Origin of the sequence: Pseudonocardia sp. DSM 110487, assembly GCF_019468565.1 — a bacterium.
Taxonomy (GTDB): domain Bacteria; phylum Actinomycetota; class Actinomycetes; order Mycobacteriales; family Pseudonocardiaceae; genus Pseudonocardia.
Genome location: NZ_CP080521.1, coordinates 7,764,402 through 7,776,724, shown reverse-complemented (window position 1 = coordinate 7,776,724; position 12,323 = coordinate 7,764,402). Strand labels below are relative to the sequence as shown.

At 69.2% G+C, this 12,323-nt stretch carries 16 protein-coding genes; 5 read left to right on the top strand and 11 right to left on the bottom strand.

Annotated features, from left to right (window positions below):
- Nucleotides 1–68: 68 nt before the first annotated feature.
- Genes K1T35_RS36360 through K1T35_RS36350 form a run of 3 tightly spaced genes read right to left on the bottom strand, consistent with a single transcriptional unit; the run spans nt 69 to nt 2,049 of the window.
- Nucleotides 69–1,016 carry an ABC transporter substrate-binding protein gene (locus K1T35_RS36360; protein ID WP_220256253.1) on the bottom strand — a complete coding sequence of 316 codons (948 nt, stop codon included), beginning with the start codon at nt 1,014–1,016 and terminating at the stop codon, nt 69–71.
- A complete protein-coding gene (locus tag K1T35_RS36355; RefSeq protein WP_220256252.1) occupies nt 1,016–1,729 on the bottom strand; it encodes a methyltransferase in 714 nt (237 codons plus the stop codon). The genes K1T35_RS36360 and K1T35_RS36355 overlap by 1 nt, the downstream gene beginning before the upstream one ends.
- Complete coding sequence (locus K1T35_RS36350) at nt 1,648–2,049, bottom strand: methyltransferase dimerization domain-containing protein (protein WP_220256251.1); 402 nt, start codon at nt 2,047–2,049, stop codon at nt 1,648–1,650. The genes K1T35_RS36355 and K1T35_RS36350 overlap by 82 nt, the downstream gene beginning before the upstream one ends.
- Before the next feature lie 74 nt (nt 2,050–2,123).
- On the opposite strand from K1T35_RS36350, the gene K1T35_RS36345 reads away from it, so the two are divergent.
- Nucleotides 2,124–2,813 carry a MerR family transcriptional regulator gene (locus tag K1T35_RS36345; protein WP_220256250.1) on the top strand — a complete coding sequence of 230 codons (690 nt, stop codon included), beginning with the start codon at nt 2,124–2,126 and terminating at the stop codon, nt 2,811–2,813.
- On the opposite strand, the gene K1T35_RS36340 is transcribed toward K1T35_RS36345, so the two are convergent.
- Entirely contained in the window at nt 2,788–3,066 is a 279-nt protein-coding gene (locus K1T35_RS36340) for a thiamine pyrophosphate-dependent enzyme (protein ID WP_220256249.1), read from the bottom strand. The genes K1T35_RS36345 and K1T35_RS36340 overlap by 26 nt on opposite strands.
- Nucleotides 3,067–3,667: 601 nt before the next feature.
- On the opposite strand from K1T35_RS36340, the gene K1T35_RS36335 reads away from it, so the two are divergent.
- Both K1T35_RS36335 and K1T35_RS36330 read left to right on the top strand, forming a co-directional pair.
- On the top strand, nt 3,668–4,417 hold the full coding sequence (locus K1T35_RS36335) for an SDR family oxidoreductase (RefSeq protein WP_220256248.1): 750 nt from the start codon (nt 3,668–3,670) through the stop codon (nt 4,415–4,417).
- 23 nt (nt 4,418–4,440) lie between these two features.
- Nucleotides 4,441–5,280 (top strand): helix-turn-helix transcriptional regulator, encoded by an 840-nt coding sequence (locus tag K1T35_RS36330; protein WP_220256247.1) that lies wholly within the window; start codon nt 4,441–4,443, stop codon nt 5,278–5,280.
- A gap of 69 nt (nt 5,281–5,349) precedes the next feature.
- On the opposite strand, the gene K1T35_RS36325 is transcribed toward K1T35_RS36330, so the two are convergent.
- From K1T35_RS36325 to K1T35_RS36300, 6 genes are all read right to left on the bottom strand, one after another.
- Nucleotides 5,350–5,514: a hypothetical protein gene (locus tag K1T35_RS36325; protein WP_220256246.1), complete on the bottom strand. Its 165-nt coding sequence runs from the start codon at nt 5,512–5,514 to the stop codon at nt 5,350–5,352.
- A gap of 227 nt (nt 5,515–5,741) precedes the next feature.
- Nucleotides 5,742–6,773, bottom strand: a complete 1,032-nt coding sequence (locus K1T35_RS36320; RefSeq protein ID WP_220256245.1) for an acyl-CoA desaturase — start codon at nt 6,771–6,773, stop codon at nt 5,742–5,744.
- Nucleotides 6,774–6,977: 204 nt separating this feature from the next.
- The gene (locus K1T35_RS36315) at nt 6,978–7,937 is read right to left on the bottom strand and encodes an LLM class flavin-dependent oxidoreductase (protein ID WP_220256244.1); all 960 of its coding nucleotides are present in this window, start codon (nt 7,935–7,937) and stop codon (nt 6,978–6,980) included.
- Nucleotides 7,934–8,245 carry a TIGR04076 family protein gene (locus K1T35_RS36310; protein ID WP_220256243.1) on the bottom strand — a complete coding sequence of 104 codons (312 nt, stop codon included), beginning with the start codon at nt 8,243–8,245 and terminating at the stop codon, nt 7,934–7,936. Before K1T35_RS36310 ends, K1T35_RS36315 begins: the two co-directional genes overlap by 4 nt.
- Nucleotides 8,235–9,695 carry a sodium:solute symporter gene (locus K1T35_RS36305; protein ID WP_220256242.1) on the bottom strand — a complete coding sequence of 487 codons (1,461 nt, stop codon included), beginning with the start codon at nt 9,693–9,695 and terminating at the stop codon, nt 8,235–8,237. Before K1T35_RS36305 ends, K1T35_RS36310 begins: the two co-directional genes overlap by 11 nt.
- Nucleotides 9,692–9,907: a DUF3311 domain-containing protein gene (locus K1T35_RS36300; RefSeq protein WP_220256241.1), complete on the bottom strand. Its 216-nt coding sequence runs from the start codon at nt 9,905–9,907 to the stop codon at nt 9,692–9,694. Before K1T35_RS36300 ends, K1T35_RS36305 begins: the two co-directional genes overlap by 4 nt.
- Nucleotides 9,908–9,994: 87 nt before the next feature.
- Between K1T35_RS36300 and K1T35_RS36295 the strand changes: the two genes are divergently transcribed.
- Together K1T35_RS36295 and K1T35_RS36290 are read left to right on the top strand one after the other, a co-directional pair.
- The gene (locus K1T35_RS36295) at nt 9,995–10,540 is read left to right on the top strand and encodes a helix-turn-helix domain-containing protein (protein WP_255621117.1); all 546 of its coding nucleotides are present in this window, start codon (nt 9,995–9,997) and stop codon (nt 10,538–10,540) included.
- A gap of 323 nt (nt 10,541–10,863) precedes the next feature.
- On the top strand, nt 10,864–11,505 hold the full coding sequence (locus K1T35_RS36290; RefSeq protein WP_220256240.1) for a tetratricopeptide repeat protein: 642 nt from the start codon (nt 10,864–10,866) through the stop codon (nt 11,503–11,505).
- A gap of 44 nt (nt 11,506–11,549) precedes the next feature.
- Here K1T35_RS36290 and K1T35_RS36285 read toward each other — a convergent pair whose 3' ends face one another.
- Nucleotides 11,550–12,101 (bottom strand): TetR/AcrR family transcriptional regulator, encoded by a 552-nt coding sequence (locus K1T35_RS36285; RefSeq protein WP_220256239.1) that lies wholly within the window; start codon nt 12,099–12,101, stop codon nt 11,550–11,552.
- Nucleotides 12,102–12,323: the final 222 nt, after the last annotated feature.

Sequence of the window (12,323 nt, the reverse complement as noted above, 5' to 3'; positions counted from 1 at the left end):
CACCTCACTGACTGAGAGTCAGCCACTTGTCGTTAGGTGAACCTAATGTAGGCGCCAATGGTTTGCAACTAGGCTGCACCGATCACGGTGGCCCACAGCGCGGGCCCGTCCTCCGCTGTGGCGCTGGCGCCATCGCCGAAGAGGACCGCGTCCAGGTCGTGCAGCACCCAGACGGTGTGTAGCGGACCGGTCCCGTACCAGGCGTTGAAGTCGACCCGGCCGGTCACGGACCCCGAGACGTCGAGGAGCGGGTCGTCCAGCGGTGATGTCCCGCCGAAAGCGACGGACCCCTGTAGGTCGATCACGACGTCCGCTGTCTGCCGGCTCAACTCCTCGGGCGAGATCGAGGAGAAGCCGAACTCGTTGCCGCGGCCGGACTGGGATGGCGGCCGGCGAAAGCCGAGCTCGGACAGGATCGGTCCGAACCCGCGGTCGGTGCCGTACGTGCAGAAGGCTCCGGCACCGCATGCGGAGATCACCGACACGGTCGCTCCGGCGTGTTCGGACGCCGTGACGCGCCGCTTCATCTCCGCGAGCAGGGTCTCGAGGCGCTCGGTGAGCTGTGTCGCCTGCTGCGCGTGACCGGTTGCGGTGCCGAGTTCGACCAACTGGGCGGCCAGCGGTTTCATCCCGTCCACGATGAGCACCGGTGCGAGTTGTTCCAGCCTCGCTACCAGCTCCGTGTCGGTGCCGGACTCTCCGATGATCAGATCGGGGGTGGCCGCGGCGACGAGTTCGACGTTCGACGGCTCGACGAGAGCCACGCCGGCGTCCTGCAGGATCTGGTAGGCCGCCGTCACGATCGGATCGGGCTCGAAGTGGTATCGCGCCGCGTGCTCCGGGACGACGCCGATGGCGAGCAGGCGCAGCGCCGTCGCGTAGTCGAGGGCCCAGATGCCGGTGTCGGTCGGCCGGAAGGTGATGGTGCCGCCGCCTGGCGCGGTGGCACATCCGGCGAGGAGCGCGAGGACGGCGGCCGCCGCCGACAGCAGGGTCGGCACCGTGGGCCGCGTCATCATCGTGGGGTGGCCTCGAGCAGCGTGTACCCGGCGGGCGCTGCCGGCATGGCGTGCACCGTGAGGTCGAAACCCGCCTCGGCCAACAGTGCTCGGTACTCGGGCTCGGTGCGGAACCGCCCGCCGAGACTGACGATCGAGTTCACGTCGTCGAGATAGAGGTCCGCGGGGATCGACCCGTCGACGGTGGATGGCAGCATCTGCTCGACCAGCAGCAACCGCCCCTCCCGCGGAACGGCGCGGCGGCAGTTGCGGAAGATCGTCAGGACCCGGTCGTCATCGGCCCAGTTGAACACCACGCTCTTGCACACGCAGACGTCCGCCGGCGGGACCGACACGAAGAAGTCGCCGGTGCGGATCTCGCAGCGGTCGGTCACCCCGGCCTCCGCGAGAATGCGCGGGGTGTGCGCGATGCCATCGGCCTGGTCGAGGACGATGCCGCGCAGGTGGGGGTGGGCGCCCAGGATCGTCGCGACGAGCGGGCTGCTGCCCCCACCGACGTCGACCACCTTCGAGAACCGGCCGAAGTCGTAGCAGCTCACGACGAACGGCGCGACCGAACGGGTGTCGTCGATCATCCAGAGATCGACGGGCTCGCGCAGCGGCGACCCGTCCGCCCACCCGGTGTGGGTCATGTAGTCGGTGCCGTAGACGTACTCGAAGGCCTGCTGCCCGGTGCGCACCGTGTGGTCGAGCGCAGGCCATGCACCCACATCGACTCGTCGAGCATGACGGTCGCGATCCCGTACAACGAACCGGGTTCCTCGCGGCGCAGCAGCGCCCCGCGGGGGGTGAGCCGGAAGGTTCCCGGCGAGTCCTCGGCCAGCACCCCGAGCGCGGCGAGCGCCCGTAGTACCCGGGTGAGGGACGGTGCGTGAGTGGACGTGACGCGGGCCAGCTCGTCGGCGGTCATCCCGGCCTCGCCGACCGATTCCAGAAGGCCAAGGCGCAGCGCGGTGCCGATCGTGAAGGCCGGCATGTAGCCGGCGATCAGCCGTAGCAGGTCGTCATCGCGCTGGACCGTCTCCGACATGCGTTCCTCCGTGCCGAGCTGATTAGGTGAGGCTCAGCTTGCTTGCTCCAGTCGGCTTGATGTCAACTGGCGCAATGCACGAACGGGTCCACATCGGTGCCGCAGCCGCGCTCTACGGGCTCACTCCGGCGACGCTGCGGTGGTGGGAGGAGCAGGCCGTGCTCCCGCACCCGGCCCGCGCCGGCGACCGCCGCCTCTACGACCATCGCGACTTGCGCCGGATCGGCATGGCATACCTGTGCTGCGTTGCCGGGAACATGCCGCTGTCGCGGGCCGCCACCGTGACCACCGGCGCGGTCGGTCACCAGACATGGCAGGCGGCCGTGAACGAGGAGATCCTGCGGCTGGGCCGGGAGATCGCACGGCTCGAAACGGCCCGCGACCAGCTGAGACACCTGCTGCACTGCACCGACGACGACCCCGCCGCCGACTGCCCCTACCTGGACGACATCCTCGTCCGGCACACTCCGCGGGGTCGGGTCGGCGAAGCGGACCTCGTCGCAGCCGCCCGAGCCGCACTCCGCCCGCGGCCGGCCAGAGGCCGGCGTGACGAAACCGCCGCCGAGACCGAACCGAGCGGTGACGAAACCGAGGACGGTTCCCTGGCTCGACGGTGCGCGACGTGTGCCGGGGTGTTGCAACCTGCTCGCGGCGGCCGGCCGCGCATCTACTGCTCGCCCGCCTGCCGGCAACGGGCATACCGCCGAAGGGCGGCGGCGCCGGCAGCGGAAGGCGGGTCTATTGCCGGTTCTGCGCCTCCTTGAGGGCGAACACCACCCGGAACCACGGTGCCATCGCAGAGGGCTCGATTTTGCAGTCGACGACCAGTGGCCGGTCCGGCGCGGCCAGCCAGTCCGCGACGGCGTCGAGGTCGGCGTCGCGGGCGACCGTCGCCCCGCGCGCGCCGAGCGAGCGGGCGACCGCGGCGAAGTCCGAGTCCGGGAAGCAGCTGTCCTCGACCAGCAACCCGAAGCGGCCGAGGAGGTGGTACTCGGCCCCGTAGGCCGCGTCGTTCATGGCAGAGCAACTACTCCGTGACGACCCCACGATAACGGGCCGGAACACAGGATAGTTGCGTCGGCACCAGGCTGATGGTCTTGTCGAGAACGGGCGCGTGTCCTCAAGTCGGGAACGGCGCGCCCGCGCATCCTCTGTCGCCAGGGATCGGGTCACGCGTTCCGCAGAACGCGCCACTTGAGATGTGGTGCCGCCGCAGCATCAGTTCTGATCGCCCGGTAGCGCCGAGGCGGGCCAACCAGTGCGAATTCCCATCGGTGGCCCGGGATCGGTGTCGTCGTTGCGAAGTCGCCCTTGTTACCCGCGCAAGACGTTGTGTCGACGTTGCCGGCGTGCGCGTGCCCACATCAAATGCGACGAGCAGGTTGAGGTCCACGCTTCGGAGGTTCGCGAAGGGTTGTCTGACATCCGGGACCTTCGACGTCCGCGTGGCTCGTGAACACGATGCTCCCCGGTACCCGAGATCCGCTGGGTGGGACCACTCCACCAGGCAGGGACCGCCGATCCATGGATAAACCTTCCTCCCCGGCCCTGCGCGGTCGTCCCTACGGTCGAGGCTGCCGGCGCTCACCGGCCCGCCGCGACTAAGGAACGAGACCCCATGAAGATGACCGGCAACACGATCCTGATCACCGGCGGTACCTCGGGCATCGGGCTCGGCCTGGCCCTGCGCCTGCACGAGGCCGGCAACACGGTGGTCGTCGCCGGCCGCCGCAAGGAACTCCTCGACGAGATCACGGCCGAACACCCGGGCATCGGCGCGCTCGTCCTCGATGTCGCGGACCCCGACTCGATTGCCCGGGCCGGTGAGACCGTGGCGGCGAGCCACCCAGGGCTGAACGTCCTGGTCAACAACGCCGGCATCATGCTGCAGGAGAACCTCCTCGACCCGGCAGGCCTCCCGGTCGCCGAGGATCACGTCATGACCAACCTGCTCGGCACGATCCGGATGACGTACGCCTTCTTGCCGCTGCTGGTGGGCAAGGACGACGCGGTGGTCATGAACGTCACCTCCTCGCTGGCGTTCGTGCCGTTCCCGATCACCCCGACCTACAACGCGACCAAGGCCGCGCTGCACTCCTTCTCCGAGAGCCTGCGCATCCAACTCGCCGGTGCTGACGCCGGCGTCCAGGTGATCGAGGTTGTCCCGCCGGGCGTGCGCACGACCCTGCTGGGCCAGCAGGACGACGACAACGCCATGCCGTTGGACGACTTCCTCACCGAGACCCTCGACCTGCTGCGCGAGAAGCCCGACGCGAAGGAGCTCGTCGTCGAGCGCGCCAGGTTCATCCGCGACGCGGAGGCCAACGGCTCCTACGACAAGGTCCTCTCCATGCTCAGCGGCATCTGACCGACCTGCCGCATGATGGGGGCATGGACAAGAAGGAACTGGCGGAGTTCCTGCGCCGCCGGCGGGAGATGTTGCGCCCCCGCGACGTCGGGCTGGTCGAGGGGCCGCGCAGGCGTACGCAGGGGCTGCGCCGCGAGGAGGTCGCGCAGCTCGCCGGCATGTCCACCGACTACTACGCCCGGCTGGAACAGCAGCGTGCTCCGCAGCCCTCCGTCCAGATCACCACGGCTCTCGCCAGGGCGCTGCGGCTGACCCCGGACGAACGCGACCATCTCTTCGTCCTCATCGGCCACAACGCCCCGGCCCGCTTCCAGCGCTCCGAACATGTCAGCCCTGCGCTGATGCGGGTCCTGGACCGCTTGGACGACTCCCTGGCCCTGGTGCAGACGGACCTGGTCGACACCCTCGCGATGAATCCGTTGGCCGTCGCGCTGTTCGGCGACCAGACCCGTCACACCGGTATGGCCCGCAGCGGCTACTACCGCTGGTTCATGGACCCGGCCGAGCGTCTGGCGTTTCCCGAGGAGGTTCACGAACGCCACGGCCGTGCCCAGGCAGCGCGTCTGCGGGCCGCGCTGACAGCTGGCAGCGACACCCCCCGAGCCGCCCGGATCCTCGCCGAACTGCAGGAACACAGCCCTGAGTTCGTCCGCATGTGGGAGCTTCAGGAGGTTGCCCAGCGCTACGACGACTGCAAGACAATCCTCCATCCCGAACTCGGCCGCATCGATGTCGACGCCCAGGTCCTGTTCACAGAGAACCGCGCCCAGAGGCTGGTGGTGCTGACCACCCGCCCCGGCACGGAGAGCCACAGCAAGCTCGAACTGCTCTCCGTCATCGGGCACCAGCAGCTCACCCACTGACGTCCTGGACCCGGGGCCAGGCTCGGCTCCGCGTCGTCGGCCTCGAACCCAGGACGGTTCACACGATGCTCAGCACCAGCCGCAGGTCGGGGCCAGGGCGGGTGGCACCGGAATGTCCAGGACACGCAGCAGGTCCGCGAGTTTGACGTCCTGTTCCAGGCCTACCTTGGTGATGTCGGGATTGTCGAAGCTGGCGAACCGGGTGCTGGGCTGGTCGATGGAGAACCAGGACACTCCCTGGCGTTCTCGGCGGTGGCGGCGCGGATGGTGTCCCGGCCTCGGTCATCTCGAGGGCCGTCACCGGTGACGATCTCTCAGAACGCCTGCTCACCGCCGCCCGGCGACACCTCATCGACGATGGTGGGCCGGGTGCCGACTGACCGACGTCGGCGACCGTGACGGCAGGTCACAACTGCCCGAACACGGGCACGGCGCAGCAGGCGAGCTGGCTGCGGCGCAGCTCAGCTCCGCAGCTCGCGCAGCGGCGCACCAATTGTGTGGAGGTGCTGTAGAACCTGCCGGTAGGAGGCCAGCAGGCTGCAGCGGACATAGGGGATGCCCCGCTCCGCGCAGAAGGCCTCGACGAGCGGCCGTGCCAGGCGCAGGTGTGGTCGCGCCATGCTCGGGAACAGGTGGTGGGTCACCTGGTGATTCAGTCCGCCCAGTGCGACGTCCACCCATCGGCCGCCGCCGACGTCGCGTGAGGTGAGGACCTGCTTGCGCAGGAAGTCCAGCGACTCGCCTCGTCCGATCATGTCCATGCCCTTGTGGTTCGGGGCGAAGGCGCACCCCATCAGCACTCCCCACAGGCCTTTCTGCACGGCGACGAAGACGAGCGCTTTGCCGGGCGGGAGTACCAGCGACACCGCCGCGACGTACGCGCCGAGGTGCGCGGTCAGCAGCAATCCCTCGAGTATCCGGGCGCGGACCGTGCCGCGAACGATGGCGTCGATCCCGGCCCAGTGCAGCATCACGCCTTCCAGCGTGAGCAGCGGGAAGAACAGCGCGGCTTGGTGCGCCGCGGTCCAGCGGAGCAGGCCGGTGCGGCCACTGGCCTGTTCCGTGCTGAACGCGAGGACGGGGATGTCGAGGTCAGGGTCCTCGTCCTCGTGGTTGGGGTTGGCGTGATGGCGGTTGTGCTTGGTCACCCACCACCCGAAGCTGACGCCAGTCAGCAGGGCGTGGAAGTGGCCGATGGCGTTGTTCGCGCGCCGGCCGTGCAGGATTTGCTTGTGCCCGGCGTCGTGTCCGAGGTACGCGAGCTGCGTGGACACGACGGCGAGCGCCGCCGCCACCAGCAGTTGCCACCAGGAGTCGCCCAGCAGCCCGAATACGGTCCAGCAGGCCGCGAAAGCACCGAATGCCAGTGCGATGGCCCGCGAATACCAGCCGGGGCGCCGATCCAGGAGGCCGGCTGCGCGGATACGGCGGGACAGCTCGGCGAAATCGCTACCGCGCCGGGCGGATGATGTTGCGGGGACAGTGCTGGTCACGGGACTCCCGGGGTCGCGCCGGATGGCGCACCGGGTCCGGGGCACAGCCAACGCCGCGCCTACCGCGGCCACCGTCGACCGTACGGGACGGAGCGCTTTTGGGGAGGTGCTCCGAGGTGAAGGGCGGGAGAGGATTTGTCGACGATGACCACCACGGTGCCCGAGCGGCCGCGGGGGACGTAGGCGGAGGAGCGCTCCGCGCGTTCACCTCAGTAACGGCAGGACCTTGCTGCCCAGCAGCTGGACGCCGTGGTCGTTCGTCACCCCGTGCGGAGTTCCGAACTCCACGCGTTCCGCACCCGCGGCGATGACGGCCTGAGCCTGCTCGGCGACGTCCTCGGGTGTGCCGGCGAACGCGAACAACGACAGCAGGTCCGACGGGATGAGCGCGCCGGCGCCGGCCTCGTCGCCGTGGGCCGTCCGGCGCTTCACGGCCAGCAGCAGGTCCTCAGGGATGTCCACGGTGGGATCGAGCTCCGCGACCACTGCCATGTACTTGGCCACCTCAGTGCGGGCGACGGTACGAGCTCGGTCACCGTCCTCGTCCACGACCGTCACCGCCCCCACGACGATGCCCACGTCAGGGGAGCCGATCCGCTCGCGCATCACGCCCACCACGGCAGGGTTCGCGGTGCCGCCGATCTTGACCTCGTCGGCGATCTCGCCGGCCAGCGCGGCCGTGCGTGCGCCCCATGTGCCGATCAGCAACGGGACGTCGGTCCGCTCGGGCAGGTAGTGCAACCGCGCGCCAGGCGCGAGCTGGAAGGTCTCTCCCGCATAGGGTTCGCCTGCGAGCAGGGCGCGGATGAACCCCGCTGCCTCCCGCAGGTGGGTGAGTGGCTTCGGCTGGCCGAGGCCGATGTCGGCGAGCCAGCTCCCGCGGGCGAGGCCGAGGTAGGCGCGGCCATGCGACGCCAGGTCGAGCGCGGCGAACTGACCGGCGATCTCGTACGGGTGCTGCGTGTACGGGTTCCAGCACGCCGCGCCGAGCCGCACCCGGGAGGTGGCCGCGGCCATCTCCAGGAGAGGGAAGATCGGCGGCTGGTACATCAGGTCGCCGAACACCGACAGCACGTCGAATCCGAATTCCTCGGCGGCGGCCGCGAGCCGGGCGTAGTCGCCGGGCCGCTTGTCGCTCTGGAAACCGAGACCGAACTCGATCACGTCAGGTCCTCGGTGGGAAGGACGCATCGGCCGGTCCGCTCGATTCGCATGATCAGCCGTTCCTCCGGGTCCGGGCAGCACACGAGGTTGTCGCGCTCGAGCCAATCGCCTGCGGGCAGATCACGCTGTTTGGCGGGCAGCAACGGCAGCACGGCCTGCAGCGCGTAGACGCAGAAGTGCTTGCCTTCCGGGATACGCAGCTGCGAGCTGTTCACGAGCTCGAAGTAGTCGCCCGGCGCCATCCCGCACACCGATCGGCCATCGATGCGGTCCACCGAGACACGCAGGTCGTACAGCTCAGTGTGCAACCGCTTCCCCTTCGACGACGGGCGACTCCCGGCGGGGGAGCACCAGGCTCGCCGCGACCACCACGACGAAGTTGATGGCCATCGCGATCAGCCCCGGCTCCCATTCCGGCATTCGATCGGCCCAGAAGTCCTTCGCGAACGGTGCGAGCAGCGCCACGAAACCGACCACGATGCCGAGCAGCACGGCGACCGCGGACGTCCTGCGCCACAGGAACGCGAGGAACACCCCCGGCGCGAGCATCCCGATCGCCGAGTAGGCCGACAGCAGGATGTCCACGAGCGATTCCTGCTGCCCGATGGTCAGCCACACGGCGATGGCGGCGAAGCCCACCATGGACACCCGGGACATCCGCAGCGTGACCCGGTCGGACAGGCCCGGCCGGAACGGCCGCACGACGTTGCGCGCGAACAGCGAGCCGGACGTCAGCAGCAGGACCGAACCGGGCGCCAGCGCGAGCAGGAAGGCCGTGCCCGCGACGAGCCCGACCAGCCATGCCGGGAACTCGTCGGCCACGAACTGCAGCAGCGCGGCGTTGAGGTTGCCGTCCTCGGGTTGCGTGTTGGCGATCAACGCGGCGAACCCCAGCATGATGATGAAGAAGTAGGCCAGCGAGTACAGCGGCTGCCAGATCGCGTTGCGCCGGATCGACGTGGCGGATGCGGCCGAGTAGGACACCTGGAACAGGTGGGGGAACACCCAATTGCCCAGGGCGACGTTCAGGGCTGACGTCATCAGCCAGATCGACGTCGTCGGTGACGACGGGTCGAGCCCCGGCAGCTTCCCGATGCCCGGGTGCTGCTCCTCGGCGATGCGGAAGATGTCCAGCGGCGAGGCCGCGCCCACGGTGCCGGCCGCGGTGACGGCGAGCAGCGCCACCACGACCACCATCAGCACGTCCTTGACGGCCGCCGAGAACGCGGCGGATCGCAGGCCGGCCAGCATCACGAACGCCAGCATCAGCACGGCGCCGATGATCACGGCCAGGTCGGGGGGGACCGTGCTGCCCAATGTCAGCCTGACCACCAGGCTGAGGCTGACCAGCTGGATCTGGACGTACACCACGAGCGCGGCGATCCCGACGACCGCTGTGACCACGCCGAGCCACGGCGCGGAGTATCTGACGGCGAAGAAGTCGGCCTGGGTGATCAGCTCGTGCCTTCGCCCCGCTTGCCAGATCTTGGGCATCAGCCAGTAGCCGAGGGCGTAGCTCAGCGAGACGCTGGTGAACGCGAGGTAGGCGGGAGCGCCGAGCGCCCATGCGTAGCCGGAGATCCCGAGCACGGCGAAGGTCGTGTACACCTCACCGGCGTTCATGAACCAGAAGAGGAGGGTGCCGAACCGGCGGCCGCCGACCGCCCAGTTCGTCATGTCCGCCGTGGCGCGGCGGCCGAACGCGAGCGCTCCCGCGACCGTGCCCAGGACGATGACGAGCACGATCGTGAGGATCACGATGCGTCCTCGTCGGTGACGCCGGCCCGCTTGTCCATGCGGAACACCACGGCGATCACCACGCTGGTGAACAGGACGCCGAGCATCTGCCACAGCATCGGGAAGGGGATGTGCAGCGGGGCGTACGGGATGTCGTTGACCACCGGGATGAAGCCGACCTGCCAGACGAACGGCAGGACGAGCAACCATCGGTGTGTACGGGACGTGGACACGGTTCACTCCCACCTCTGTGCACTGTGACTGCACAAAGGGTAGGACGGTAGGCGAAGCTTCCAGGAATTACAACGGCGAGGTGTGCAGTGTCAGTGCATGGAGTCGGGCCCCAGCTGAAGGCCCTGCGGACCCGGCACGGCCTGAGCCTGCGCGAGCTCGCCGCTCGCTCCGGCCTCTCGGCGACCCTGCTCAGTCAGGTCGAGCGCGAGGTGACCGAACCCAGCCTGTCGACCTTGCGGCGACTCGCGGGTGTGTTCGGCGAGTCGGTGGCGTCGCTGTTCGACTCGTCGCCGCCGGCCGTCTGGATCAGCCGGCCGGGCGCGCGGTCGACGTTGGCCGGGCCGCGCGGCCTCGTCGCCTACGAACGGCTGACACCGGGGAACGGCCGGCTCGAGGTGTTGCGCGCGGTCCTGCCTCCCGGGGCCGCCACCAGCACGGAACCCTGGGCCCATCCGTCCACGGAATGCGCGTACGTCGTGGCCGGGACCTTGAGCGTGCAGATCGGCGATACCGTGCACGACGTGCTGGCGGGGGAATCGATCACGTTCGACTCCAGTCAGCCGCACCTCTACCGGAACGTCACCGACTCGCCGGTGGAGTACCTCGTCTCGGTCACCCCACCGTCGCCATAGCCTCGGGACGCACGCGAAGGCGCCGCCCACCACCTGCCTCCACGCTGGAAGCAAACGTTCCTGGACTGCCCGGGAATTGTCCCGGCACTACCTGCGGATATCGTGCACATGCTGTTCAGTGCATTTTGTATCGTGCGCTCCGCATTGTAGTGACCGCACACATCAGATAACTGCTCCAAAAGGTGGAGTCTGAGGCGCGGTCGAATTAGTTGGCTTACCGCACACATCCTTGTCTTTTGCGGGACGGTCGGGTCTACTGGGCCCGCGTGACCCGGCGAATGTCGGGCAAGTCTTGCCATCGATGCGCAGATGAGGAGGTTCGGATGCCCTGGTGGTCCCGGATGGAGGACGGCGACGCGTCCCTCATCGACGGTGCGCGAGGGCCGGTGCGAACCAACATCCACGAGCTCGCCGCCCGTAACGCGCGGGCCGCAGCACTGTTCAGCGGCGGCAACGCCAAGGACGCGATGGGACTGTTCGAGGGCGCCTTCCACGACTGCATGGCGATGCTCGGCCGCGACCACCTCGCCACGTTGACCGTCGCCGGCAACCTCGGCGCGGCCCGCGTCTCGGCGGGCAGGCGCCGCGTGGGCATCGGGTTGATCGCGGCGAACGTCGCTGACCGCTCCCGGGTGCTCGGCGACGAGGACCCGCGCACCTTGACGGCGCTCGACGCACTCGCGGTGGCCTACAGGCTGGCGGGTGACGTTGACGACGCAGTCGAGCTGTCCGCCCGTGTCGCCGCGCAGCGCACGCGATTGCTCGGCCCGGCCCACCCGGACACCCTCACCTCCCGGATGGGCGTGGTCCGCGCCAAGGCTGCGGCCGGCGATGTGGAGTCGGCCACCATGGAGCTTCGTGCCGCGATTCGTGACGCCGAGCAGGCCCTCCCCCCGGGGCACCCGCACCTGGCCGCCCTCCTCGAGTGCGCCGAGGCGATCGGCATGACTCGGCGCGAGGGCTAGCTGTACCGCCCGACGATGGTGCCGCCAACGATCGAACGGGCCTCCTACTGCTCGTCGTCGATGAGGTGTCGCCGGGCGGCGGTGAGCAGGCGTTCTGAGAGTTCGTCACCGGCGATGGCCCGCGAGAGAACCACGGCTCCGACGGCGGTCGCCAGCTCGACGAGGACCTCCTGCTCCCGCGCCTCCGGGTCCGCGGGCCGATTCCCCAGGCGTTCCATCTTTTCGATCATGCTCTTGAGTCCGTCGAGGTAGGCGTCCCGGAGCGCGGCTCCGTCTGGTGCTCGCGCCACGTCGCCCGCGAGTGCTGCGGCGGCGCAGCCGTTCTCCGGGGAGTCGCGATGCCCGGGGGACAGGTAGGAGCCCTCCAGCCAAGCCCGCCGCGCTGCGTCGGCGTTGTCCGTCGTTTCCAGTGCGTCGTCCATGTCGGCCAGTCGTTGGGTGAACGCGGCGGCGCAGGCCTGGGCCACGAGGGCGTCCTTGGAGTCGAAGTGGCGGTAGAAGCCGCCGTGGGTGAGCCCTGCGGTGGCCATGACCTCCGGCACGGTGACCCCGTCGACGCCGCGCTCGCGCACCATCTGCGAGGCCGCGTGCAGCACGGTCCTACGGTGCTGCTCCATCTGAGCTCGGGATGCTCGTGGCACCGACCCACTTCCCTTCGCATGACCTGAGGTCAGCCTAGTTGCGGCCAGGCATAGATGATGGTAGTAATCTATCACGTGGTCGCCGGGTTCCCGGGGAAGAAGCTCAGCCCGGCGGAGCTCGCGGAGTCGGAAGGCCGCGCTGCGCGGTCGGTCGAAGGCCTCACGGTGCCCCTGCCG

Coding starts and splice junctions, on each gene's coding strand:
- K1T35_RS36360 (WP_220256253.1), bottom strand. CDS start 1,016: ATGACGCGGCCCACGGTGCCGACCCTGCTGTCGGCGGCGGCCGCCGTC.
- K1T35_RS36350 (WP_220256251.1), bottom strand. CDS start 2,049: ATGTCGGAGACGGTCCAGCGCGATGACGACCTGCTACGGCTGATCGCC.
- K1T35_RS36345 (WP_220256250.1), top strand. CDS start 2,124: ATGCACGAACGGGTCCACATCGGTGCCGCAGCCGCGCTCTACGGGCTC.
- K1T35_RS36340 (WP_220256249.1), bottom strand. CDS start 3,066: ATGAACGACGCGGCCTACGGGGCCGAGTACCACCTCCTCGGCCGCTTC.
- K1T35_RS36335 (WP_220256248.1), top strand. CDS start 3,668: ATGAAGATGACCGGCAACACGATCCTGATCACCGGCGGTACCTCGGGC.
- K1T35_RS36330 (WP_220256247.1), top strand. CDS start 4,441: ATGGACAAGAAGGAACTGGCGGAGTTCCTGCGCCGCCGGCGGGAGATG.
- K1T35_RS36290 (WP_220256240.1), top strand. CDS start 10,864: ATGCCCTGGTGGTCCCGGATGGAGGACGGCGACGCGTCCCTCATCGAC.